This window comes from Nakamurella sp. PAMC28650, from assembly GCF_014303395.1.
Lineage (GTDB): Bacteria > Actinomycetota > Actinomycetes > Mycobacteriales > Nakamurellaceae > Nakamurella.
In genome coordinates, this window is record NZ_CP060298.1 from 4152807 (window position 1) to 4175189 (window position 22383).

Annotated in this window: 24 protein-coding genes; 9 read left to right on the plus strand and 15 right to left on the minus strand. The window is 67.8% G+C overall.

All coding sequences use genetic code 11. The features are described 5' to 3' along the window. Positions 1-86: 86 nt before the first annotated feature. Positions 87-1733, minus strand: coding sequence for a metallophosphoesterase family protein (locus H7F38_RS18780; RefSeq protein WP_187091245.1), 1647 nt, complete (start codon positions 1731-1733; stop codon positions 87-89). A 147-nt stretch (positions 1734-1880) separates the two neighbouring features. Next, positions 1881-2627, minus strand: a complete 747-nt coding sequence (locus H7F38_RS18785; protein ID WP_187091246.1) for an HpcH/HpaI aldolase/citrate lyase family protein — start codon at positions 2625-2627, stop codon at positions 1881-1883. A gap of 505 nt (positions 2628-3132) precedes the next feature. Here H7F38_RS18785 and H7F38_RS18790 point away from each other — a divergent pair. Next, the gene (locus H7F38_RS18790; RefSeq protein WP_187091247.1) at positions 3133-4047 is read left to right on the plus strand and encodes a 2-hydroxyacid dehydrogenase; all 915 of its coding nucleotides are present in this window, start codon (positions 3133-3135) and stop codon (positions 4045-4047) included. Here the strand turns inward: H7F38_RS18790 and H7F38_RS18795 are convergent. Both H7F38_RS18795 and H7F38_RS18800 read right to left on the minus strand, forming a co-directional pair. Continuing rightward, on the minus strand, positions 4022-5317 hold the full coding sequence (locus H7F38_RS18795) for a hypothetical protein (protein WP_187091248.1): 1296 nt from the start codon (positions 5315-5317) through the stop codon (positions 4022-4024). The two genes, H7F38_RS18790 and H7F38_RS18795, sit on opposite strands and share 26 nt — an antisense overlap. Positions 5318-5456: 139 nt before the next feature. After that, positions 5457-5648, minus strand: a complete 192-nt coding sequence (locus H7F38_RS18800) for a hypothetical protein (protein WP_187091249.1) — start codon at positions 5646-5648, stop codon at positions 5457-5459. Positions 5649-6210: 562 nt separating this feature from the next. Between H7F38_RS18800 and H7F38_RS18805 the strand changes: the two genes are divergently transcribed. Continuing rightward, positions 6211-6750, plus strand: a complete 540-nt coding sequence (locus H7F38_RS18805; protein ID WP_187091250.1) for a BLUF domain-containing protein — start codon at positions 6211-6213, stop codon at positions 6748-6750. Between the two features lie 26 nt (positions 6751-6776). On the opposite strand, the gene H7F38_RS18810 is transcribed toward H7F38_RS18805, so the two are convergent. From H7F38_RS18810 to H7F38_RS18845, 8 genes are all read right to left on the minus strand, one after another. Further along, a complete protein-coding gene (locus tag H7F38_RS18810; protein ID WP_222618169.1) occupies positions 6777-7580 on the minus strand; it encodes an SDR family NAD(P)-dependent oxidoreductase in 804 nt (267 codons plus the stop codon). A 6-nt stretch (positions 7581-7586) separates the two neighbouring features. Continuing rightward, on the minus strand, positions 7587-8327 hold the full coding sequence (locus H7F38_RS18815) for an alpha/beta hydrolase (protein WP_187091251.1): 741 nt from the start codon (positions 8325-8327) through the stop codon (positions 7587-7589). 128 nt (positions 8328-8455) lie between these two features. Further along, a complete protein-coding gene (locus tag H7F38_RS18820) occupies positions 8456-8605 on the minus strand; it encodes a flavodoxin family protein (RefSeq protein ID WP_187091252.1) in 150 nt (49 codons plus the stop codon). 4 nt (positions 8606-8609) lie between these two features. Continuing rightward, a complete protein-coding gene (locus tag H7F38_RS18825; protein WP_187091253.1) occupies positions 8610-9311 on the minus strand; it encodes a BON domain-containing protein in 702 nt (233 codons plus the stop codon). A gap of 133 nt (positions 9312-9444) precedes the next feature. Beyond that, a complete protein-coding gene (locus H7F38_RS18830) occupies positions 9445-10062 on the minus strand; it encodes an HPP family protein (protein ID WP_222618170.1) in 618 nt (205 codons plus the stop codon). A 98-nt stretch (positions 10063-10160) separates the two neighbouring features. Then, the gene (locus H7F38_RS18835; RefSeq protein ID WP_187091255.1) at positions 10161-10667 is read right to left on the minus strand and encodes a universal stress protein; all 507 of its coding nucleotides are present in this window, start codon (positions 10665-10667) and stop codon (positions 10161-10163) included. A 270-nt stretch (positions 10668-10937) separates the two neighbouring features. Beyond that, positions 10938-11768 carry a GGDEF domain-containing protein gene (locus H7F38_RS18840; protein ID WP_187091256.1) on the minus strand — a complete coding sequence of 277 codons (831 nt, stop codon included), beginning with the start codon at positions 11766-11768 and terminating at the stop codon, positions 10938-10940. A 314-nt stretch (positions 11769-12082) separates the two neighbouring features. Continuing rightward, positions 12083-12460, minus strand: a complete 378-nt coding sequence (locus tag H7F38_RS18845) for a MarR family transcriptional regulator (protein WP_187091257.1) — start codon at positions 12458-12460, stop codon at positions 12083-12085. A 394-nt stretch (positions 12461-12854) separates the two neighbouring features. Between H7F38_RS18845 and adhP the strand changes: the two genes are divergently transcribed. From adhP to H7F38_RS18870, 5 genes are all read left to right on the plus strand, one after another. Further along, on the plus strand, positions 12855-13868 hold the full coding sequence (gene adhP / locus H7F38_RS18850) for an alcohol dehydrogenase AdhP (RefSeq protein WP_187091258.1): 1014 nt from the start codon (positions 12855-12857) through the stop codon (positions 13866-13868). Between the two features lie 86 nt (positions 13869-13954). Continuing rightward, complete coding sequence (locus H7F38_RS18855; RefSeq protein ID WP_187094823.1) at positions 13955-15172, plus strand: NAD(P) transhydrogenase subunit alpha; 1218 nt, start codon at positions 13955-13957, stop codon at positions 15170-15172. Beyond that, a complete protein-coding gene (locus H7F38_RS18860) occupies positions 15169-15495 on the plus strand; it encodes an NAD(P) transhydrogenase subunit alpha (protein WP_187091259.1) in 327 nt (108 codons plus the stop codon). The genes H7F38_RS18855 and H7F38_RS18860 overlap by 4 nt, the downstream gene beginning before the upstream one ends. After that, positions 15492-16916, plus strand: a complete 1425-nt coding sequence (locus H7F38_RS18865) for an NAD(P)(+) transhydrogenase (Re/Si-specific) subunit beta (RefSeq protein WP_187091260.1) — start codon at positions 15492-15494, stop codon at positions 16914-16916. The genes H7F38_RS18860 and H7F38_RS18865 overlap by 4 nt, the downstream gene beginning before the upstream one ends. Before the next feature lie 43 nt (positions 16917-16959). Continuing rightward, the gene (locus H7F38_RS18870) at positions 16960-17574 is read left to right on the plus strand and encodes a CBS domain-containing protein (RefSeq protein ID WP_187091261.1); all 615 of its coding nucleotides are present in this window, start codon (positions 16960-16962) and stop codon (positions 17572-17574) included. Positions 17575-17744: 170 nt separating this feature from the next. On the opposite strand, the gene H7F38_RS18875 is transcribed toward H7F38_RS18870, so the two are convergent. Beyond that, positions 17745-17963, minus strand: coding sequence for a DUF4342 domain-containing protein (locus H7F38_RS18875; protein WP_187091262.1), 219 nt, complete (start codon positions 17961-17963; stop codon positions 17745-17747). Between the two features lie 218 nt (positions 17964-18181). Between H7F38_RS18875 and H7F38_RS18880 the strand changes: the two genes are divergently transcribed. After that, positions 18182-18844: a BON domain-containing protein gene (locus H7F38_RS18880; protein ID WP_187091263.1), complete on the plus strand. Its 663-nt coding sequence runs from the start codon at positions 18182-18184 to the stop codon at positions 18842-18844. Between the two features lie 19 nt (positions 18845-18863). Here H7F38_RS18880 and H7F38_RS18885 read toward each other — a convergent pair whose 3' ends face one another. Beyond that, positions 18864-20579: a GAF domain-containing protein gene (locus H7F38_RS18885; RefSeq protein WP_370531389.1), complete on the minus strand. Its 1716-nt coding sequence runs from the start codon at positions 20577-20579 to the stop codon at positions 18864-18866. 262 nt (positions 20580-20841) lie between these two features. On the opposite strand from H7F38_RS18885, the gene H7F38_RS18890 reads away from it, so the two are divergent. Beyond that, the gene (locus H7F38_RS18890) at positions 20842-21615 is read left to right on the plus strand and encodes a hypothetical protein (protein WP_187091264.1); all 774 of its coding nucleotides are present in this window, start codon (positions 20842-20844) and stop codon (positions 21613-21615) included. A 26-nt stretch (positions 21616-21641) separates the two neighbouring features. Here H7F38_RS18890 and H7F38_RS18895 read toward each other — a convergent pair whose 3' ends face one another. Beyond that, complete coding sequence (locus H7F38_RS18895) at positions 21642-22283, minus strand: response regulator transcription factor (protein WP_187091265.1); 642 nt, start codon at positions 22281-22283, stop codon at positions 21642-21644. Positions 22284-22383: the final 100 nt, after the last annotated feature.

A 22383-nucleotide genomic window follows, 5' to 3' on the forward strand; every position in this document is an offset into this window, starting at 1 on the left:
AGATCAATCGTAACGTCGCTGACCAGCGCAAACGGGACCCAGAAGAAGGATGTTGCCACTACTGGCAGTAGTCGCCGACCCTTGGATCAATCCCTGCGTCGGCGCTGGAGAGTGAATGTCTCGAAGATCTGCAGAGCTCCCCCGGTGCCGACTACTTCGTAGTAGGTGACCTTGATCGAAGTCATCCCGCCCCGGTGGGTGCCGGGGTCGACGGTGAACGCGGCGAATCCGTAGGCCTTGGCCGCGTCCCGGTTGGCCGACCACGGTGCGTTCTCCCGCACGTAGACGGGAGGCCGTTTCCCGGTGACCGGATCCGGATCGCCGACCGCGGTGATCACCCGGCACTGGGGCGGGTCGAAGAACAGTCCGTTGGACGGCGCCGACGTGCCACCACCGCCGATCACCATGTGCACCGTGCCTCGACCGGTGTCGACGACATCGGTGCGGGTGGCCACCGGGATCGGGGTGAGGGTTTGATTCTTCTGCTGCCCCCGGATCGGGTGGGACCGTTCGTAGTGGTGCTCGTGACCGCAGACGACCAGATCGACCCCGTACTCGTCGAACAGCGGCAGCCAGTCCTGACGGATCGCGAGGTCGGCGCCGTTGAACCGGTCAGCGGTGCTGATCGCCACCTGATGCATGCACACGACGATCCAGTCGATGCCGTGATCGCGCCGGGTGGCAGCGAGTTCCTCTTCCAGCCATGCTTTCTGGGCGCCCCCGGAATAGCCGCGGACGTAGCTGTTGCCACCGTCCTGGTAGCAGATGTCGTCGTTGTTCAGGCTGATCACCTTGACCGAACCGACGGTGAAGGAGTACCAGAGACCCTTCGAGGTGTCGTTCTGACCTCGTACCGGAGGGACCGAGAAGTAGGTCTGGTAGGCGCGATAACCGATGGGCCCGTTGCCCAGTTCGTTCTCGTGGTTGCCGGCCGACGGCATCCACGGACGTGATTTCGCACTGCGGGTGTTGTTGTCCCAGAAATCCCACCACGTCCTGACCCGGTCCTGGGACAGGTTCGCGTAGCAGAGATCTCCGTTGAACAGGTGGAACAACGGCTGCACGCGTTCGACGCCTGCGGTGGTGTCACCGGCCGACGGTGAGCCCAGGTTGTCGTTCACGAACGGAGGATTGGTGATGGTGACACCGGCCGGCGGGGCGTACAGCTTGCCGGTGGTGGGGGTGCCCTGGTCTCCGAAGCTGGTGAAGGTGAAGGCCGATCGCCCCTTCGGTGCGGTGGTGAAGCCCGAGAACTCCGGTTCGGCCCCGTCGTGCCCGGCGGCGTAGAGGTACTCGGTGGCCGCCCTCAGGTGATCGATGGCCGCGTGGTGGGCGTAGACCACCTGGCCGGATTTCGCGTCGGTGTAGCTGACCGTCTCCGCAGCGACCGAACGCTCGAACTCGCCATCGGGTGAACCCAGCAGGACCCGCGGGCGGCGGACCGGCTGCAGCGAATGCCAGGACACCACGATCTGGCTCGAGGAGTCGGCACCGAACTGCAGGTGCAGACCGGCCACCACGGGGGTGCTGAGCGGGTCGCCGACCGGCCTGCGCCAGATCTGCTGTGCTGCTGTCGACTTCGGGTCGGCAGCGGCCGCAGAGGCGACCCCGGGCCCGACCATCGAGAGGCCGGCGAATCCGACGCCGGCGGCACCGGCCGCGGTCAGGAATCGCCGACGGTTCACGCCGGGCTGCAGCGGTGCGGTGTTGATGACTTCGGTGTTCTTGTCCATGCGGCCACCTTCTCCCAGCCATCCGACAGGAGAGTGGCTACCGGGTGAACGAGCTCCGAACAACCGGGACGTCCTGCGAAACCCCGCCACCTGCGGAACCCCGGACGTCCTGCGAAGTGGCGGCAACAGCCGCCACTGTGCAGGACGTTACGGCGTGGCGTTGGACCAGCGGGCTACCTCGGCGGCCGCAGCCGTGGCCAGCAGGGACGCGTCCGTCATCACCGCGATGTCGGTGAAGCCCAGCGCCGCCAACCGATCTGCCCGCGCGGAGGAACCGGCGAACGCGCCGGCCCTGACGCCCGCCTCGGCACAGACCCGCACCACCATCGCCAGCGGGGAGTCGGCTGACCCATCGGCGAGAAGCTCGTCCACGTCACGACCGAGAGCCAGTGAAAGATCGAACGGCCCGACGAACACCATGTCGACTCCTGTGGTCATGGCGATCTCACGGACCTGACCGATGGCCGCCCTGGTCTCCACCATCACCGCGCACATCACCGCGTCGTTCGCCCGCCGGGCATCGGGTGCGGTGCGCCCGACGAGAGCGGTGACCGGGCCCCAACTCCGGTTCCCGGCGGGAGGATAGCGGCACGCCTGCGCGGCCGCGGCGGCCTCGAGGGGCCCGTCGATCAGCGGGACGATCACACCAGCGGCGCCGCAGTCCAGCGCACGGCCGATCCCAGCGGCCGAATCGTCGGCGACCCGCACGAAGACCGGAACCGGGGATGACCCGAGGCCCAGCAGGGTCCTCTCGATGCCGCCCTGGTCGTAGCTTCCATGTTGGGCATCCAACGCGACCCATGCGGCGCCGGACCGCGCCAGGATCTCGGCGGTGGCACCGCCCGCCAGGGTCGACCAGGCACCTGCGCGGAAAGCTTCTGCCCTGGAGTTCACCAGAGCAATCTAGCCGTCCGGGCGGCGTTCGGTGGGACCGACGATCGCGAGCTACCAGCCCGCGGCGATGTCGATGGCCGCCTGGACGGCCTCGCTGCGTCGTCGCGCCTCGTCGGTGCGGCGATCCAACGCATCCGATGTCCGCATCGAGCCGGATTGTCTCTGCGCCGCGATCTGGTGATCGCCGGTGTGACGGGACCCGCTGGGGCCTTCGTCGGTTCTTGACAAGCGTGGGGATGTGGTCGACGTCATGAGCAATCACCTCGGGATAAACACGCTGTTGGCCTGCTATCACCGACAGTACGCGTTCACGACAGGCCTGGATAGGACCATCGATCGAACAAATCCATCCCGAGATCCACGGCCCCCCAGCGGGTTGCGGACGAAGCACCTCGTAGCGTCCTGCACAGCGTGGGCTATAGACCTCACTGTGCAGGACGTTGGCGCGGGGCCGTCTCCGCCCCGACCTCGCGGCCGTTTCACCCGATCACCTACGGTGACTTGCATGACCGTCGTGTGCTTACCGGACCAGCAGGCCATCGAGCTCCTAGGAGCAGTCCCCGAGGGAGTGGAGTTGATCGTCTGGGACGGCGGTCCGGACCGGCCGGATGGCCTGGAACGTACCGAGTTCTGGGTACCCAAGGTCGAGGACGAGGGTGACCTGCCGACGATGTTCGCCGCGATGCCGGCGATGCAGGTGATGCAGGTGACCAGTGCCGGGGTGGAGAACCTGGTCGGCCGGATCCCCGGCACCGTCACGCTCTGCCATGCTCGGGGGGTGCACGGCAGCTCGGTGGCCGAGCTGGTCCTGCTGCTGATCCTGGCCTCGCAGCGCCGACTCCCCCACTTCATCGAGGCGCAGCGCGAGGGTCGGTGGGATCTGGTCCAGGGCGACGACCTGGCCGACAAGCGCGTGCTGATCATCGGCGCCGGCGATCTCGGCCGCCAGACCGCCCGTCGTCTGCTCAGCTTCGACGCGGTGCCGGTGATGGTGGCGAACTCGGCCCGCGAGGGAGTGCACTCGGTCGACGAACTGCCGGAGCTGCTGCCCGGAGCGGACGTGGTCGTGCTGACCCTGCCGCTGACGCCCCGCACGACCGGGCTCGTCGACGCCGCGTTCCTGGCCCGGATGCCGGACGGTGCGTTGCTCGTCAACGTGGCCCGCGGCCAGATCGTGGACACCGACGCACTGCTGGCCGAGTTGAGGTCCGGACGCCTGCGCGCCGGTCTGGATGTCACCGATCCCGAGCCGCTACCCGACGGCGACCCGCTCTTCGGTGCACCGAACGTGATCATCACCCCGCACGCCGCCGGACACGTCACGCAGGCGGGGCCGCGGGCCTTCGCCCTCGTCAACGCCCAATTGCGTCGCTATGTGGCCGGCGAGCCCCTGATCAACGTCGTCGGGAGCGACTACTGACCGGTCGCTGCGTCTCATTCATCCCAGGCTGCCGGGCCAGAGCCATCATCAGCCCCAGCCCGGCGACCATGGCTCCCCACCAGAGCCACGGGCCGTGCCAGGCCGCCTGCGCGAGGAACGTCAGACCCGAGGCCGTCACCGAGCCGGCCACCAGCCGCGACCAGCGGATCGACGACGCCACCAACGCCACCGCGAGTACCGGCCAGAGGTAGTACGAGACCATCACCGACTCGAACACGCAGCGCAGCGCCAGGGCCAGGGCCACACACCACAACACCTGCTGCAGTGCGCCCTCGGTCCAGATCGAACAGTTCCGCTGTCCCCGCCATCGCCGTTCCAGGACCACCGCGCAGACCAGGGCCAGCAGAATCGCGACGATGCGCCCCGGGCCGGCCGAGACCGCGCCACCCCCCACGTCCGGCGCCAGCCAGGTCCAGGGCGTGGAGTGGTTCGAGTGGGAGGTGGGCCAGTTCGGTTGGCTGGTCACCGCCCTCGACGTCGCCCCCCAGTTGGCCAGCGCCGCTGCACCGAGGACGACCACTCCTGGGATCGCCGTGCGGACCAGGAATCCCGGCATCTTCCTGGCCGGGAGCACCGCGAGCACCACCAGCCACCCCAGCAGGATCAGTGGTTGGGCTGCCACACCCGCACCGATCAGCCAAGCGGACTTCGTGACCCGGTCGTTCGACAGCGCGAGGATTCCGTACAGCAGGAGACCCACCGCGACCGCGTCCTCCGGATGACCGAACCGAACGGCGACGTTCCACAGGGCCACTGCCCCGGCGCCGGCGAGCAGTGCGCGGGCCCGTCCGTCCGCACCCCACCGTTCGGCGATGGCATCGGCGGCGAAGAGCGCCACGCCGGACAGGGCGATCTCGTAGGGTCCGGCCAGCAGCCAAGCGGCCGGTTCAGGGTTCTGTGCCGTCTGGAAAGCGAGGTTGCCTCCCGTGCCGTCGATGACGGCCACGATCGGTACCAGGATCAACGCCGCGCCGGGGAAGGTCACCAGCTGGGTCGGCGGCGTGTACAGACCGCCGAGGTCGAGCTGCCGGACCCGATCGGCGGCGACCAGGGTCCTCCACAGATCGTGGGGAACCGACCAGGCGTGCTGCCCGATCAGGTGCGCTCCCCACGTCGTGGTCAGCATCCCCACCAGGACCAGGGCCAGCATCGCCAGCAACGGGAACTTCCGGTTGATCAGGCAAAGAGTCCAGATCGGGGTCGGGGCCGACCGCGGGAGGTGCCGTCGACGGGCAGGATCGATGACCACACTGGTCACCCTAGTGGCAGCGGTTCAGGTGCCCTGTCTGCCGCCGGTCGGTCACCTCGCTGCCCCCACCCTTGCGTGCCGTGCACCGCTTCCCGTCCGGGGCCCCTCTATCGCAATCCGACAGCATTCTCAAGAAATGTCAGCCGAAACTGTGCAGCGTCGATCGTTTTCCTGACCAGATTTCGAATTGCACCCCGTCACCCGCCGATTCCGACGGCGCCACCGGTCTGCAACCAGTCCACACCTGACCCTGCATTCCACGGGAAGACTGATTGTTTCCGGCCATCGACATCACCGACGTGACGGTGATCGACAGGATCAGCATCGTCACGACGACGAAGATCAGGCCGAACCGGCGGCGGCAGCGGCGCGAGAGGTGCGTCGAGCATCGGCCGCACGCCCATCGACGGTGGGTGCGTACCTGCCGGCTGTAGATCTCGTCCGATATCATCTCGAAGCCTTCCCTCATGAGAAATTGAAGACCACGACTTCTCGATGAAGGCGACGATTTGTCTGTGCCCGGACCGACCGGTATCGACGCACCGGGCCGCGATGATTTCATTTCTGAATAGTTGGGCTCTGAATAGTTGGGCCGAATCCGGCCGCCGTTGCGGGACGTCTCTCCCAGCGCCGGCCGACGCCCAGCCACAGCCATCGAGTCTGAAATACACTGTAAGGTCGGGTCTCTCGCCAGGCTCTCCGGCCTCCAGTCGCAAAATGAGACGCCCGCGCGGCCGGGCCGCTACGGACAATGGCCGAGGTTCCACCCCAGCCGGCCCGCCACGCCGAACGGCCAACGGGACCGTCCGGCTCCGAAGAATTCAACGATGAACTCCGGCGGATCAGGCTGACGGTGATCCGCACCCGAGTCTGCCGAGCCAGAAGGGCGAGAGATGAACGACGGAACGATCGAGGCCGAGGCCCCGACATTCAGGCTGATCTATCGCAGCCGCAACCAGATCCCGAGCGACAGTCGGAAACGGACCCTCGGCGATCTCTTCAGCGAAGCGCGGTCGAACAACCGGTCACGCCGGATCACCGGCGCCCTGATGGTCAGCGACGACTGGTTCGTCCAGACCCTGGAGGGTCGGGAGGACGAGGTACGGAGTCTGTACGCCCGGATCGAACGAGATCCACGGCATGATTCATTCTTCGTGCTGGAGGCCAGGCCGGTGGACGGGCGGATCTTCGCCAGATGGTCGATGGCCGAGGTCTCGCCGGATCTCGCCGGCCAGGACACGTTCCTGCTGGCCCACAAGGACGGCATCTCCCCCGCCGCGAGTCTTCGGCCCACGTCGGAACAGGAATCGGTCCTCCAGGTGATGCGGACCGCCGCTCGTGCCTCTTCGCAACACGACGAGGTCGACCTGCACGGCGTCGCGACCGGCGCACCCGAGAGGGAGAACGCCCGTTTGCGGCCCACCTCCATGTGATGCATCAGGTCGCGGCGCGGCGATCTTCATCGACTTCCGGGTACCGCGCGCTGCTCGGCGATCGAATTGCCGCCGTCTATGTTCAGGCACTGGCCGGTGACGTAGGACGCGCTGGACGACGTCAGCCAGACGATCGCGGAGGCGACCTCCTCGGGGGTGCCACTGCGGCCGATCGGCGTGTGCACACCCTCCCGACGCTCGTCGATCGTCTGCGAACCTGTCGAAATCCATCCGGGCGCAACAGCATTCACCGTGATCCCTGATCCCGCCAGATCCACCGCCAGGGCGCGGACCAACCCGGTCAGACCGGCTTTGGCTGCGGCATAGACGATGTCAGATCGCATGGCCATCACGGGACCGGTGATGCTGGCCACCATCAGAATCCGTCCGTAGTTCCTCTCCTGCATGAAGGGCTCCACCGCTGCGGTCATCAGGAAGGCGGTCTCGAGGTTCCGGGCCATGCCCTGACGCCACATCGGGAGGGTCATGTCCCGTACCCCGCCCGACTCGAATTCGGGCTGAGCCGCGGACACCATGCCGGCGTTGTTGACCAGCACGTCGATTCGTCCCCAGCGCGACATCGCGGACGAGGCCAGGGCGGTCGCACTGGCCGGAACGGTCAGGTCGCCGCAGAACCCGATCGCGTCGACGCCGGCGGCCTGCAAATCCTTCACGCGAGCCTCGATGCGAGGCGTCGTACCGCCGATAGCGACTGCAGCGCCCAACTTTCCGAGCAGGGCCGCGGTGGCGAACCCGATACCGGTGGGACTGCCGGCGCCGGTGATGACGGCGACGCGGCCGGCGAAATCGAGAATATCCTGATCGGTCACCGACGATCAGGGCCGCAGCGTCCGGGCGGCCAGTTCGACCACGTCGGCGGGCGCCTCGTGGCCGCCGGTGAACTCCCGGAAGTCCACCGAGTAACCCGCACGGGTCAACACCGAGACGATCTTCCAACTGGTCCTGTCGATCGGCAGCACACGGTCCTCGCGACCGTGGGAGATGAAGATCTTCGGACGCCCTTCGCGGTGGCCCTGGGCGAAATAGCCCGGCGAGAAGGCGAGGACCCTGGTGAACAGCGACCCGTTGGCCAGGCCCAGCGAGAGGGCGTAGGAGGCCCCGTCGGAGATGCCGGCGACGGCGATCCGGTCGGGATCCACCTCGAACTGGGCGAAGACCTCCACCAGCGCGCTGTCCAGGGCCGCGACGTCGGGTCCGAAACCTCCGTCGACGATCACATCCCAGGTGTAGTCGATCGACTTCGGTGCCAGCAACAGAAAGGCGCCGCGTTGCGCCTGGTCCTCGAGGAGGGGCAGCACATCGGCCGGGGTGGACCGGGCGCCGTGCAACAGGACGACCAGCCCCAGCGGTCCGGCCGGCAGGGGTTCCGGGACGAAGAGCACCGGCTCGTCGGGATCCGGAGCACCGGCGTCCCCGCCGACGGACTCTGCCCGGCCGGAGGGCGGGGCCGCGCCGACGGCCGGAGCGGGTCGGGCGAACAGGCGACCGGTTCGCCAGCCGGCCAGTTCCTCCTCGGAGAAGCCCTCCGGTGTGGCATTCTGCGTCGGCTGGTTCATCGGAAGCGCCTCATGCCCATCAGTCTGACATCAGAGCACGTCGGCGGCACCCCGAGACGGCGCAGTCGGCGGACGCCACCGGCGCGGCCAGACGAAGTTCCACATGACGCCGATGAGCTCGTGATGCCTCACACCTGTTCCGTCGCTTCCATTCCGGCCTTGCTCAGCTCATCCCCGATCGCCCCGGCGATCTCCCTCGTCGCGCCCATCTTGCTCGCGTAGGCCACCATCACCCTGGTCATGCCGAACGCGACTCCCTTCGAGCTCGCGGACAACATCGGATCAGTCGGGGACGACCAGGTGATTTTCGACCGCGGTGACGCCGGCGCCCGACCAGCAGACCTTTGCCGCCTGCCGACTCTGCTCCGGTGAGGCGACGTCTCCGGTCAGGGTGACGACGCCGTCGACATCGGTGGTCACCTGGAGATGCTCACCCGTGAACCCGGCGTTGCGACGTAGCGCCGCAGTGATGTCGGCGGTGATGTCGGCAGCGGTGGAGGCAGCGGTGGAGGCAGCGGTGGAGGAGCCGGGTGCACCCGGGGCGATAAAGATGGCGTCGAACATCGCTCGGATACCCGGGACGTACACCACCGCACGGCATGCGGCCTCTCGTTGGTACTGCCAGGTCACTTCCCCGGAGAGCGTCAGGTCGTGGTCCCGCACGGTGGCCTTGACGGTGTCCGGAACGTCGACGGCGCGATCCAGTGCATCGCCGGCGTGTTGGGCGATCTCGGTATCGGTCGCCACGGCCCACCGGCCACGGACCGCCAGCTCCTGCGCGACCGCTCGCACACCCCGGACCCGCAGGGCGGCCTTGGCCGCCAACATGGTTTCCGGATACGTGGCCACTTCGCCGGAGAGCGTGGCGGTGCCATCGACGACGGCCGCCCGAATGAGGGCGCTGTTCACACTCGGGGTCCAGCGCAGTTCGTCGAAGATCGCATGCTCCAGCTGCAGGTCGGTACGGTGCCGGGTCTGGGTCATGGCTTCCACCCTGCCCAGATCTGGGGTCCGGCGACAGGGCACAAGGTCCCCTGCGGGACGGCCACGAGACCCCCTCCGGCCCTGTACCAACGGGTCTTCGGCTCTCTCTCCCGCCACGCGCCCAGCTCCCGGTTCACGGACTCAGGAGCGCCTCGCCGGGAAGCGGCACCACCGGCCGATGGGCACTGACCGTCACCTGCACGGCGCCCGGCACAGCCTCGGCGAGGGCGACAGCCACCAGTCGATCCGAGGCGCTCTCGAACTCGTCCACGAGCATCACCTCGCCGTCGATGACCCCTACCGCCCAACGCTTCTCGCCGCCCAGATACTTCAGGTGGGTGCGTACGTCCCGGGCGATGTCCTCGTCGGAACGGGCCAGCACCCGGACGACATCGCGCCGCGTGATCACGCCGACCAGTCGGGAGCCGTCGATGATCGGTACGCAACGTCGTCGGTGGACCTGCATCTCGCGGACGACGACCGAGATGTCCGCGTCCTGGCTGACCCCCACCACCGGCGTGATCATCACCTCGGCAACCGTGCGCCCGCGGTGCGCGGTGACCGGTGCTGCGCCATCCGCAGAACCCGGTGGGGGAAAACGGTTGTCGATGACGTCGGCCTCGGTCACGATGCCGGCCAGTTCGCCGTTCTCCTCGACCACCGGTAATGCGCTGAACCCGTTCTCGGTCAGCAGGTTTGCCGCCTGGGTGACCGATGCGGACGGATGGACGGTGACCACCTGCCTGGTCATGATGTCGCGAGCGTGCACGGGGCCCTCCTGCTGTCCTTGTCGGCGACGATGGCAGCTCTGCAGCTGCTCGCCCAATGGTGATTGCGTTGCACACCGGCTCAGAGAGTGACCACGATGCGTTGATCGGCCGTCAGATCAGCCGTGAGACCGGCCGCCGGGACCGCGGCGGCCGCTGCGGGGGCGTGGACGACCAGGACCGGGCAGGATGCGTGCGCGGCACACGCGTTGCTCACCGATCCCAGCAACACTCCGGCCAGGCCTGAGTGACCTCGACTACCCACGACCAGCAGGGTCGCATCGCGACTCAACGCAATGAGGTTCTCCGCCGGATCTCCTTCCACAGCGACGATCTCGATCGGTGGAACCACCCCGCCCCGGAAGGCTTCGATGACACTGGTGGTCACGAGACGCTCGGCGGTTTCCTCCGGATGGGTCGAGGTGGGCGGCAGCACCCCATGGCGGAAGGACTGCCAGGCGGTGACGCCGACCAGTTGTTCACCGAACAAGGTGGCCATCCGATGGCCGACCCGCAACGCCTCCAACGACGCCGGCGATCCGTCGACGGCGACCAGTACCCGGCGGGTGTTCGGTGCATCGGTGCTCATGAGGGGCTCCTGTGGTAGACCGAGGCCGGGCCGCACTCGAGTCGTTGCGTCGGCATGGGACGGGCCGCTGGACCGTGTCGGACCAGCGAACTTCTTCTCCAGTCCCACTGTTCACGGTTCCCCGCGTCTGCCCAAGTCTCCAACTGCCTGTCTCGACAGGGCCAACGTCCCGCCGTGACGGGACCAAGGTCCCCGGTGCACCGGTCCAGAACGCCTGGCCCTCATCACGGATCAGGATCAATTCCCGGGCCGGGCGACGTCACCTGCTCGTCATCTGAGCTGGCGCTGTTGATAGAGATCGGCATCGGCGCGGGCGATCAACTGGTGGGAGGTGTCCTGCGGTTGCAGCTGCGCGAGACCTACCGTCACGGAGGCGTTTCCCGGAGTGCGGCCCAGCAGTTGGTTGACGCGCGCGAACCGGGGGCCGGCGGCGATTGCGTCGATACCCTGGACCGCACAGAGGAACTCGTCACCGCCGTAGCGAAGGATCAGATCATAGGGTCTCAGCGCCGCCGTCAGCGTGTTGGCCACGGCGACCAGCATCTGGTCTCCGGCGGCATGCCCGTACGCGTCATTGGCCTCCTTGAGATGGTCCACGTCGACGAAGGCCACGACGAGGTGGTGCCCGGTGCGTCTGGCCCTGGCCAGGTCTCGCTCCAGTTCCAGCAGGCCGGCTTCGCGTGTGTAGACGCCGGTCAGGCTGTCGAGCGAGGCGTGATGCCGATCCCGGGCCGAGGCGGTGCGATCGGCCAGCGCGCTGATCCGGTCATCTGCGGCCTTGACACGGTCGCCGGCACCGGCCGCACGGTCCTGCTGAGCGCGCTGCCGATCCACCGCCGCTGCCTCTGCGGCGCTCATCGTCGAATCACCCACGTCCCAGACCTCGCCGGCGGTGGAGAGATGGCCCACCGGCTCGGGTCCGCGGCGATCAGCCAGCCGGTCGCGTCGGTCGGCGTCGTCGTCCCGTTGCCTCCCTGCCTCGTCCCTGGTGACGGCGGCCATGTCCCGTTGCCGGCCGGCCTGGTCACGAAGCCGAGCGGCCGGGTCGTGGTGGTGGTCCGATGCGTCGCCGGCCGACCCGCCCTCGTCGCCTGCGTTCACTTCGACCCCCCAATCTTGCCCGAATCCGGGCCCGATCCCCCCGGATGCTCAGCCCCACCGGTCGCCCGGCAGAACACCCTGGTCTGCAAAGAGCCACTGCAGGAAGGATCTCACACGGTTGCCCGTACACAGCGCTCTCGGTGATCAAACCCCGCTGGACCCGGATTTGACCCGATTGCTCCGCCCTTACACTCCGGTGCCACACCGGCCGGGTCAGGCTCTTGTCTTTCCTTCCTCGAACCGGGCGAGCTCCGCAGCCAGACGGCGCAAGAGCCCGGCCAGCTGCGTCCGGTCCTGCTCCGGCCAATCGGCGGTCACCGCGTCGAGGGTCCGGGCGCGCCGTAGGCGGACAGGTGACTCTGCAACCGGCGTCCCTTGGGGGTCATGGTGATCAACGTGGCGCGACCATCGCTGGGGTCGGGGAGACGGGCGACCAGACCGCGGGAGGCCAGCTGATTCACCTGCGAGGTAATGGTGGACTTGTCGACGGCCTGCCAGAGGGCCAGCGTGGCCGCCGGAACGGGTGCATTGAAAACGGCGTCGAGGAGCCAGATCTCGGTGATGGTGACATCGGCGGATTTCGGCCCCAGCAGGACCTGCCGGCCGGCCGGACGATGTGCCCACCGCAGTATCTGCTGGAGGGCAAGTTGGGTGATGGCGGCGGCCTCGCCAGCCTTCTCGTTGATCGACATCGTAGTGAGATTGGTCCCACCAATTCTTGGACGCCATTCCCTCGCCCGGATCTGTAGTTTGAGTTGTCCAATCACCCGCACGCCGACAGTCGACACAAAACCACCAACCTCACCACCCACCAGGTCTTCGATCAGATGTCGAAGGAAGACCATGCGAACGGTGAGTTCCTGACGACCGCGCGCTGAACTCCCGCCCGGTGGGAGTGGGTGGAAGTCGTCCCGCCACGGTGCACGACACCGAACGACCCGCAGAAGGGCCGAAGGTCCCAACGGAGGATCCACATGTCCCGGTGGGTACCGGACCAACGGTCCTGACCTCCGAAATCACGACGAATTAGCGTTGACCCCAGTACCGGAGCAAGGTATTTCTCCCTCTTCGAAATCGGAGTCGACCATGAAGGCCGCAGTCGTCACAGAATTCCATTCGCCCCTGGAGATCCAGGAACTGGCCATCCCGGACCCCGGTCCCGGCCAGGTCCTGGTCCGCATCGAGTACTCGGGTCTGTGCCACACCGACATCCACGCCGCGAACGGCGACTGGCCGGCCAAGCCGGTGCCCCCGTTCATCCCGGGTCACGAGGGAATCGGGTTCGTGGAACGGCTCGGCCTCGGTGTCCAGGAACCGGCGGTCGGTACCCGGGTGGCCATCGCCTGGCTGGGGTCCGCGTGTGGACAATGCCGCTACTGCATCAGTGGCTGGGAGACACTCTGCGAGTCGCAGCAGAATTCCGGCTACTCCGTCAACGGCACCTTTGCCGAATACGCCGTGGTCGCCGCCGATTTCGCCTGCCCGGTCCCGGACGGCATCTCGTCACGGGAGGCCGCTCCGCTCACCTGCGCAGGTGTCACCACCTACAAGGCGATCAAGGTCGCGAAGGTCGCACCCGCCGAGACGGTGGCCATCTTCGGTGTCGGTGGCCTGGGCCATCTGGCGCTGCAGTACGCCCGCATCGCGGGTGGCTTCGTGATCGGCGTCGACATCCAGGACGACAAGCTCGCCATGGCCACCGAACTGGGCGCGGATCATGTGGTCAACGCCCGGACCACCGACCCGGTCGCGGCGATCCAGGCCCTCGGCGGCGCTGACGTCGCGGTGGCTCTTGCGGCCTCGCCCGCATCGTTCGACCAGGCCTTCCGATCGCTGCGCCGCGGAGGACGCCTGGTCTGCGTGGCCCTCCCCGCCGACGACGGCGCGCTGAACGTGCCGATCTTCGACATGGTCATCGGCGGCAAGTCGGTGATCGGGTCCATCGTGGGCAACCGCAACGATCTGGCCGATGTCTTCGCGCTGCACGCGGCCGGCCGCACCCGGGTCATCATCGCCGACCGCAAGCTCGACGAGGTCAACGAATCCATCGCCGACGTGGTCTCCGGCAAGGTCGCCGCCCGGGTGGTGTTCCAGCTGTGACCGCGGCGGAGCGCACCCCGGTCGCGCCGCCCGCCGACGCACCGCCCGCCGACGCACCAACCGGCCACCGCGCGCCGCCGGCCGTCCTGACGGTCGGTGTGCTGCGTGAGAGGGCGGCCGGGGAGCGGCGGGTCGCGCTGACCCCGGACGGAGTCGAACGGCTGCGCAAGCTGGGTTGTGGCGTGCTCGTCGAATCCGGAGCCGGCACGATCGCCGGCTTCTTCGACGCCGACTACGCTGCGTCCGGTGCCGAGTTGGTCGATGCGGACACCGTTCTCACCAGATCCGGTGTGCTGGTCTGCGTGCGGGCGCCCGGGCCGGCGCAGCGGGGCCGGCTGACCGGTGGGCAGGCCCTGATCGGCCTGCTCGAACCGGCTGCGGATCCTGAACTGATGAACGATCTGAACGCAGCGGGCGTGACGGCAATCAGCCTCGACGGTCTACCCAGGACACTGAGCAGCGCGCAGTCGATGGATGCTCTCACCTCCCAGGCCAATGTGGCGGGCTACAAAGCCGCCCTGGTCGCCGCCAACGCCTACGGCGGTTTCTTCCCGATGCTGATGACGGCGGCCGGAACCGTTCGGCCGGCGACGGTGCTCGTGATCGGGGCCGGAGTGGCCGGACTGCAGGCCATCGGGACCGCACGCCGTCTCGGTGCGGTGGTGACCGGTTACGACGTCCGCGACGCCGCACGATCGGACATCGCCTCGACGGGTGCCAAGTTCCTGGAACTGGGCCGACCCGTTGCGGCCGAGCACGAGTCGGCGAGCGCAGCGGGTGGCTACGCCAGGGCACTGACCTCCCGGGAACAGGCCGATCAGCAGTCGGCGATGGTCGACGCCCTGTCCAGGTTCGACGTCGTCATCACCACTGCGCAGGTCCCCGGTCGTCGACCGCCCGTGCTGGTGTCCACGCAGGCCATCGCGGCGATGCGTCCGGGATCGGTGGTCGTCGACCTCGCTGCCGGTGCGCTCGGTGGGAACGTCGAGGGGTCGCTGCCCGACCAGACCGTGGTGAGCGTCAACCAGGTCACCATCATCGGAGCCGGCAATCTGCCCTCGTCGGTACCGACGGCATCCTCGACGGCCTACTCCCGCAACATCTGCGCCCTGCTCGGTCATCTCGTCGAGGACGGCCGGCTGGATCTGGACCTCACGGACGACATCACCGCCGGTGTGCTGATCACCCGGAGCGAAGTCGCCGTGCACACGGGGTCCCCGGCGCCGGCCGAGAATGTTTCGCCACCAACGTCACCCGCCGCTCCGGGCGAACTGGTCACGACCGGGAAAGGAACGCCCTCATGACACTCCTGCTCTTCGCCGACATCACCGTTTTCGTACTCAGCGTGCTCGTCGGATTCGAAATCATCAGCAAGGTCCCCGCCACCCTCCACACCCCGCTGATGTCCGGCTCCAACGCCATCCACGGCGTGGTCGTCGTCGGGGTGATGGTGCTGGCCGCGTTGGCAGATTCGCCCCTGGGGTACGGCCTGGTCCTGGTGGCCGCCGCCTTCGCGGCCATGAACGTGGTCGGCGGTTACGTCGTCACGGATCGCATGCTCGAGATGTTCAAGGTCCGTCCGGCCCGCCTCCCGGTGGAGTCCCCTCCGAAGGTTGATGCGCCATGACCGGCTTCGAAACCGCCGTGCACGCCCTCTATCTCGCCGCCGCGGTCTGTTTCATCCTCGGTCTGCACAAGATGACGTCGCCGATGTCGGCGCGCGGTGGGAACCGGCTCTCCGCGGCCGGCATGATCCTCGCCGTGCTCACCACCGTGGTGGTGCTGGGCCGCGACCACGTCATCACGGGTGTCGGGACGGCCGCGCTCGCCGTCGGGCTCGTCGCGGGCGCTGCCGCCGGCCTCGTCATGGCACGGCGCGTGAAGATGACGGCCATGCCCCAACTCGTCAGCCTGTTCAACGCGGTCGGCGGCGGCGCCGCGGCGCTCATCGCGTTCAGCGACGCCATCGCCCACCGCGGATCCCTCCCCCTGTCGGCCCAGCCGGTCAGCACCACGCTGACGACCGTGCTCGACCTGCTGATCGGCGGGATCACCTTCTCCGGCTCGCTGATCGCGGGGGGCAAACTGGCCGGGATCATTCCCGGTCGACCGCTGACCCTTCCGGCCGGCCGCGCGATCAACCTAGTGCTGGCCCTGGTGGCCGTGGCCGCCGCCGTCGTCTACACCGCCGGTCATGGCGGTGTCGGCGTCCTGGTCATCCTCGTGGTGGCCGCGCTCGGACTCGGTGTGGTGGCCACGCTACCCATCGGCGGAGCCGACATGCCAGTGGTCATCTCGCTTCTCAACGCTTTCACCGGTACAGCGGTGGCCATGGCCGGGTTCGTCATCGACAGCACCCCGCTGATCATCGGCGGTGCCCTGGTCGGGGCGGCCGGCGGCATCCTCACCCAACTCATGGCCAAGGCGATGAACCGTTCGCTGCTGGCGATCATGGCCGGCGGTTTCGGTACCGGCGACGAGCAGAGCAGCGTCGCGGCGACCGGCGGTGGTGGTCCGGTCCGCGAGGTCACCGTGGACGATGCCTGCCTGCAGTTGGCCTACGCCAACAAGGTCGTCATCGTCCCCGGCTACGGCCTGGCCGCGGCACAGGGCCAGCACGAGTTGGTAGAGCTGGCGCAGGCGCTGACCGATCACGGTGTCGAGGTCAGCTACGGCATCCACCCGGTCGCCGGCCGGATGCCCGGACACATGAACGTGCTGCTCGCCGAGGCGAACGCTTCGTACGACCAGCTCAAGGACCTCGAGGAGATCAACCCGCAGTTCGCCACCACCGATGTCGTGCTGGTGGTCGGGGCGAACGACGTCACGAACCCCGCGGCCAGGCGGCCCGGCAATCCGGTGTCCGGCATGCCGATCCTGGACGTGGACAAGGCCAGGAGCGTCATCGTGATCAAGAGGTCGCTGGGTCATGGCTATGCCGGCATCGACAACGAGCTCTACCTCAATCCCAGGACCGCAATGCTCTTCGGTGATGCGAAGGGTGCTCTCACCTCGCTGCTCACCGGGCTGCACGCCTACACCAGCTGATCCCGGCGCTACCTCACCACTGCATTCCCGGAAGGAGACCGTCATGTTGGTCCGAGAGGTCATGTCCCACCCGGTCGTCACCGTGCGGGCCTGGACGACCATCCAGGAGACGGCGCGCATCCTCGCGGGGCAGGGCTTCACCAGTGTCCCCGTCCTGGACGACGACGACGAGCTGGTCGGCATCGTCAGCGAAGGCGATCTGCTCCGAAAGGCACTCACGCCAGATCCGAGGCGCCACCCCCACGTCTTCACCCGGCCCGAACCGAGACCGGGCATCGTGGCCGACGTGATGAGCATCGTGGTGCAGTCGCTGACCCCGGGGGCGGACGTCGCCGACGCGGCCCGCATCATGGTGGACGACCGGATCCGCACTCTGCCGATCGTGGACGGCGCCAGGGTGGTCGGCGTGATCACCCGACGGGACCTGCTGCGCTCCAGCCTGATCCGCGACGACGAATCCCTCCGGCGAGACGTGAACCGGACCCTGGAGGCGTTCGGAGATCCGGATCGGTGGACGGTCACCGTGCAGGCCGCCGTCGCCGACGTCGAGGACTTCCGGGACAGCGCAGACGATCGGGAACTGGCCCTGCGGTTGGTGTCCGCAGTTCCAGGAATCGTGCACGTCGACGTCCACCACGAGACCCCCGACCCCTTCTGACGCCACGCTCCTCGAGCCGGTTTCTCGATCGAAACGCCGCCGCCCGCCGGGATGACCAGTGTGTCGAGGTCAACGGACCGACCCCCCGAATGGCGCATCAGGGTACGGCTGTGCCGTCCACCCGCCCTCCCAACGGGACGGGCGGGCGGACGGACTGACTGACTGACGACCTACTTGCGGTGGACTTCGATCTTCCAGTCGTTGGCCAAGGCGGCCAGCGCACCGACCGCGGTGACGATCGGCAGAGCAACGGTGGCGATCACGCCGGCGGTCACCGGAATCTCCATCACGGTGTGGCCCTCCGCGTTCTTGACGACGATCCGGCGGACGCTTCCCTCGTGGATCAGCTCCTTGACCTTTGCGCCCAGCTCCTTTCCCTGGACCTTCATCGACTCCGCGGGCCCGGTTCGAGGTCCTGCGGTCTCTGTCGAGTGCGCGGCATGCTCATCTTTGGCGACGGTCATGACATTCCCTTCGGTTCGTTGTTCCTCCAGCCTGCGCCACGCCCGGCGCGTGTCGCTGGAGGCGAAAGTCCCCGAAGGTCCAGGCGGGCGGTCGGGCCTTTCGCCTCTGTCCACGCTGTCGAAGAAGTAGAAGAGTCGAGCCCATGACCGGAACACTGCCCAGGACCGATGCACAACTCAGATCCGCTGTCATCGAGGAGCTGCAATGGCTCTCGGGCATCGACAGCAGCCAGATCGACGTCTCGGTCGAGGCCGGGGCGGTCACCCTGAGCGGAACCGTGTCGACGTACCCGGAAACACTTCTGGCCGCCAAGGCCACGTTGGCAGTGCGGGGGGTGACGGCCATCGCCCAGGAACTCACCGTCCGCGGTCCGTTCGCCGAGGGATCCGATTCCGACATCGCACGGCAGGCCGGGGAGGCACTCCAACGCTCCGTGAACATCCCGGACACCGTCAGGGCGTCCGTTCGCGACCACATCCTGACGCTCTCCGGTGAAGTCACCTGGCAGTACGAACGAGACGCCGCCTGCCGGGCCGTGAACTACATCTCCGGAGTCCGGCACGTCAAGAACGCGATGACCATCCGGCCGGGCCGACTCGCCGTCGGCATCCACGCCGACATCGTGGCTGCGCTGGTGCGCAACGCCCGGTTGGACGGCGAGCACATCACCGTCACGACCAACACCCGCGGTCTGATCACCCTCGACGGCACGGTCGCCTCCCTGGCCGAACGACGTCAGGCCGAGCAGGTCTGCTGGTCCGCACCCGGTGCCACCGAGGTCGCCAACCACCTCACCATCGCGTGATCGGGACGGGGGGCGATGATCAGGGCAACGGTGCCGACCACACGAGCTTCGTGCCACCACTGTCCTGACGGGCGACGCTGCATGCGCCACCGGACTCGGTGGCCCGGCGGTTGAGGTTGTGCAGTCCGCTGCGGGCCACCTTGGCCGGTAGGCCGACACCGTCGTCGCTGACCGCGATGACCAGGTCGTCGTCCACCGACAGCGTGATCATCACCTCGCCGGCGTTGGCGTGTTGGACGACATTGCTGACGGCTTCCCTGACCACCGCCTCGGCATGCTCGGCGAGGGCGGCCGGCAACACCTCGAGAGGACCCGTCATCCGCACCGAGACATGCAGGGCCACATCGGCGGTCAGCTCCGCGATCACCTTCTTCAGGATGGAGCGCAAGGTCGGCATCTCGGACGGTTCGGTGTTGAGGTCGAAGATGGTGGTCCGGATGTCCTGGATGACCTCGTGCAGTTGGTCGATGTGGTCGTCCAGACGGGCCCTGACGTCGTCGGTGCCCGCCCGGCGCCGTGTCCCGTGCATCGCGAGGCCGACGGCAAACAGTCGCTGGATCACCTGATCGTGCAGATCTCTGGCGATCCGGTCCCGGTCGGACAGGATCACCAGTTCCGTTCGTGCCGTTTGGATCTCGGCACGTTGCAGGGCCAGTGCCGCCTGGTCGGCGAAGGAGGCGGCGATCTGGAGTTGCTGGTCGTCGAAGTGCGCAGCCCCGAACCGGCGGATGGTCATCAGAATGCCGGAGATGGATTCTCCGGTACCCAGGGGCAGCACCAGTGCCGGTCCGAAGTCGACGCCGACGTCCTGCGGGAGGGACTGGGCCAGCGCGGTGACGTTACGCGGCAGGCGATCCCGGAAGACAGCACCCGAGGTCGAATCGTCCATCCGGAGGGTGAGCCCGCTCAGGTGATCCCCGCCCATGCCGTCGCAGACCGCCACCCTGAGTTCGGTCACCTCCCCGCCGCGCCCGGCCGACATCACGGGCAGTGCGATCAACGCCGAGTCGGCACCGGTCAGTTCCCGGGCCCGGGCCGCGATCAACCGCAGGGCCTCACCGGCGTCCGTTCCGTCGAGCAGTTCGACCGTGATCTCACCGACGGCCTCGAGCCAACGCTGGCGGCGGCGCACCTCTTCGTACAGTCGGGCATTCTCCACCGCGATACCGGCCGCAGCCGCGAGCGCGAGCAGCACGACCTCGTCGTCCTCGTCGAAGGGAAGCCCGTCGACCTTCTCGGTCAGGTAGAGCCGCCCGAAGACCTCACCCCGGGCCCGGATGGGCACACCGAGGAAACTCCGCATCGGTGGATGGTGGGGAGGAAGGCCGATGGACACCGGGTGCATCGAGAGGTCCTCCAGCCGCAGAGGTTTCGCCTCCTCCAACACGACGCCCAGAACGCCGTGACCGATCGGTAGGGTCCCGATCGCTTCCCTGGTCGCCTCGTCCATCCCGGTGTGGACGAATTGGGTGAGCAGGCCGTCCTCTCCCACCACACCGAGAGCCCCGTAGCGGGCACCGACCAGATGTGCTGCGGCCTTGACGATCTGATGCAGCGTGGCATCCAGTTCGAGCCCGGAGGAAACCACCAGCACCGCCTCGAGCAGGCCGTCCATCCGGCCGCGGTTGCTGACCAGGATGTCCTCGACCCGGTTCTCCACCTCGGCCGTCAGGTCGCGCAACCTGGACTGGGACAGGGACCGGGGGGCAGGCACGGACACCACGGGCTCGGCCAGATCCGGATGGGGACCGGGCCCCGGGGAAGGGCCGCCCGGCCTGACCTTCGTCAAGGTGAGGCTTTCATGGTGCCTACTGTGGCACGCCCCCGTGAATTCGGCGCATCCCATCCCAGCCATACACCGTCAGGCTGAGGTATTTGTGCGGGTGTGATGGGACGTTCGACCCTAGGAGCGAGGGTCCACCCACAGAGATCGTGGTGGGAGCGAGCACAAACGGCGGCGCAGAGCCCCATGGCGATGACGAGGGGACACCACACTGATGAGCCGCACCACAGTTGCCGTCGGCACGCTGAGCGCCGAACAGGTGCAGGAAGTGCTGGCGGTCGCGCAGGAGGCACCCACGCTGCACCGTTCCCGGCCCTGGCGGTTCCACTGCACGGAGACGACGATCGAGATGCTCCTGGACCTGCCACCGGACCCCTGGGGCAACGACCACGATCATCGTGAAGCCTGGGTCGCCTGCGGGGCGGCACTGCTGAACCTGAGGTTGGCGATCCGCTCGTGCGGCGCGGATCCGGTCGTGCATCTGATGCCGAAGCTGGATCGGCCGCTCCTGGTGGCCTCGTTGGAGATCGACGGACGCCGCCCGACCACCTCGGAGCGAGCCGGGCTGTCGTTGGCCGTCGGGTCGGTGAGGACGCACGTCAGGCACTTCGAAGCCGGTCCGATACCGGGTGCGCTGCTGGTGGAGTTGCGCTACGCGGCCAGGAGGGAACAGGCCTGGATTGCCCTGCTGCCCTCGTCCGCGCTGCCGGCTCTGCTGCAATTCGTCGACGAATCCGTTGAGCTGGAACTGCGCGACCGGTCGGCCCAGGTCGCGGTGATCGGCACGCTGCAGGACGATTCGGCCTCCCGCCTGCGTGCAGGTCAGGCCATGCAGCGGGTGCTGCTTACTGCCGCCCGGGCAGAACTGGGCGCACGCTTCCTCTCGATGGCACCCGATCTGCAAGCCGGTCGCGCGCGGCTGCGGCAGTCGATCGGCGGCGGCCTGTGGCCCCAGGTCCTGCTGCAGATCGGTCGAATCGCAGCCTGAGCGGGCGTATGCGGGCCGGGCCGGGCTCAGTACCGCGAAGAGTCACGGAGTTCGGTCGCGAGCACCGCCACCTGGGTCCGTCTCTCCATTCCCAGTTTGGCCAGCAGCCTGGAAACGTAGTTCTTGACGGTCTTCTCGGCCAGATACATCCGCTCCGCGATCTGTCGGTTCGTCATGCCTTCACCGACCAGATCCAGCACGGTCCGCTCCTGTTCGGTCAGTCCAGCCAGTGGACCCGGCTCCTTGACCCCCTCACGCAGTCGCCGCATCAGAGCCGCGGCCGCCCGATTGTCCAGCAGCGACTTCCCGGCTCCGACCGTGCGGACGGCCGACAGCAGTTCCATCCCTTTGATGTCCTTGATGATGTAGCCGCCCGCCCCCGCCAGGATCGCGTCCATCATCGCCTGCTCGTCGGTGAAGGACGTCAGCATCAGGCAGTTCAGCAGGGGCATCCTGGACTTCAGCTCGCGGCAGAGCTCGATGCCGTTCCCATCCGGAAGCCGGACGTCCAGCAGCACCACATCGGGCCGGAGGGCCGGCACCCTGGCCAACGCCTGCGAAACGGTGGCCGCCTGGCCGACGACGGTCATGTCCTCCTCGTCCTCGATCAGGTCCGCCACACCCCTGCGGACCACCTCGTGATCATCGACCAGGAAAACTTGCAGCACCGTGCGACTCCTTCGAATTGCGCGAACCCGTTCCGCGACGCTCCTGCGCTCGATGATGAAAGTGCCTCGACATTACCGGGTCCACATCGGCCCGGTAAGG

Bases quoted from the DNA above. Each gene is read 5' to 3' on its own strand.
- H7F38_RS18820 (WP_187091252.1), bottom strand. From the start codon at position 8,605: ATGTTGTCCGCGAGCTCGAAGGGAGTCGCGTTCGGCATGACCAGGGTG.
- H7F38_RS18845 (WP_187091257.1), bottom strand. From the start codon at position 12,460: ATGTCGATCAACGAGAAGGCTGGCGAGGCCGCCGCCATCACCCAACTT.
- adhP (WP_187091258.1), top strand. From the start codon at position 12,855: ATGAAGGCCGCAGTCGTCACAGAATTCCATTCGCCCCTGGAGATCCAG.
- H7F38_RS18865 (WP_187091260.1), top strand. From the start codon at position 15,492: ATGACCGGCTTCGAAACCGCCGTGCACGCCCTCTATCTCGCCGCCGCG.
- H7F38_RS18805 (WP_187091250.1), top strand. From the start codon at position 6,211: ATGAACGACGGAACGATCGAGGCCGAGGCCCCGACATTCAGGCTGATC.
- H7F38_RS18835 (WP_187091255.1), bottom strand. From the start codon at position 10,667: ATGAGCACCGATGCACCGAACACCCGCCGGGTACTGGTCGCCGTCGAC.
- H7F38_RS18870 (WP_187091261.1), top strand. From the start codon at position 16,960: ATGTTGGTCCGAGAGGTCATGTCCCACCCGGTCGTCACCGTGCGGGCC.
- H7F38_RS18890 (WP_187091264.1), top strand. From the start codon at position 20,842: ATGAGCCGCACCACAGTTGCCGTCGGCACGCTGAGCGCCGAACAGGTG.
- H7F38_RS18830 (WP_222618170.1), bottom strand. From the start codon at position 10,062: ATGACCAGGCAGGTGGTCACCGTCCATCCGTCCGCATCGGTCACCCAG.
- H7F38_RS18780 (WP_187091245.1), bottom strand. From the start codon at position 1,733: ATGGACAAGAACACCGAAGTCATCAACACCGCACCGCTGCAGCCCGGC.
- H7F38_RS18880 (WP_187091263.1), top strand. From the start codon at position 18,182: ATGACCGGAACACTGCCCAGGACCGATGCACAACTCAGATCCGCTGTC.
- H7F38_RS18860 (WP_187091259.1), top strand. From the start codon at position 15,169: ATGACACTCCTGCTCTTCGCCGACATCACCGTTTTCGTACTCAGCGTG.
- H7F38_RS18875 (WP_187091262.1), bottom strand. From the start codon at position 17,963: ATGAAGGTCCAGGGAAAGGAGCTGGGCGCAAAGGTCAAGGAGCTGATC.
- H7F38_RS18825 (WP_187091253.1), bottom strand. From the start codon at position 9,311: ATGACCCAGACCCGGCACCGTACCGACCTGCAGCTGGAGCATGCGATC.
- H7F38_RS18815 (WP_187091251.1), bottom strand. From the start codon at position 8,327: ATGAACCAGCCGACGCAGAATGCCACACCGGAGGGCTTCTCCGAGGAG.
- H7F38_RS18790 (WP_187091247.1), top strand. From the start codon at position 3,133: ATGACCGTCGTGTGCTTACCGGACCAGCAGGCCATCGAGCTCCTAGGA.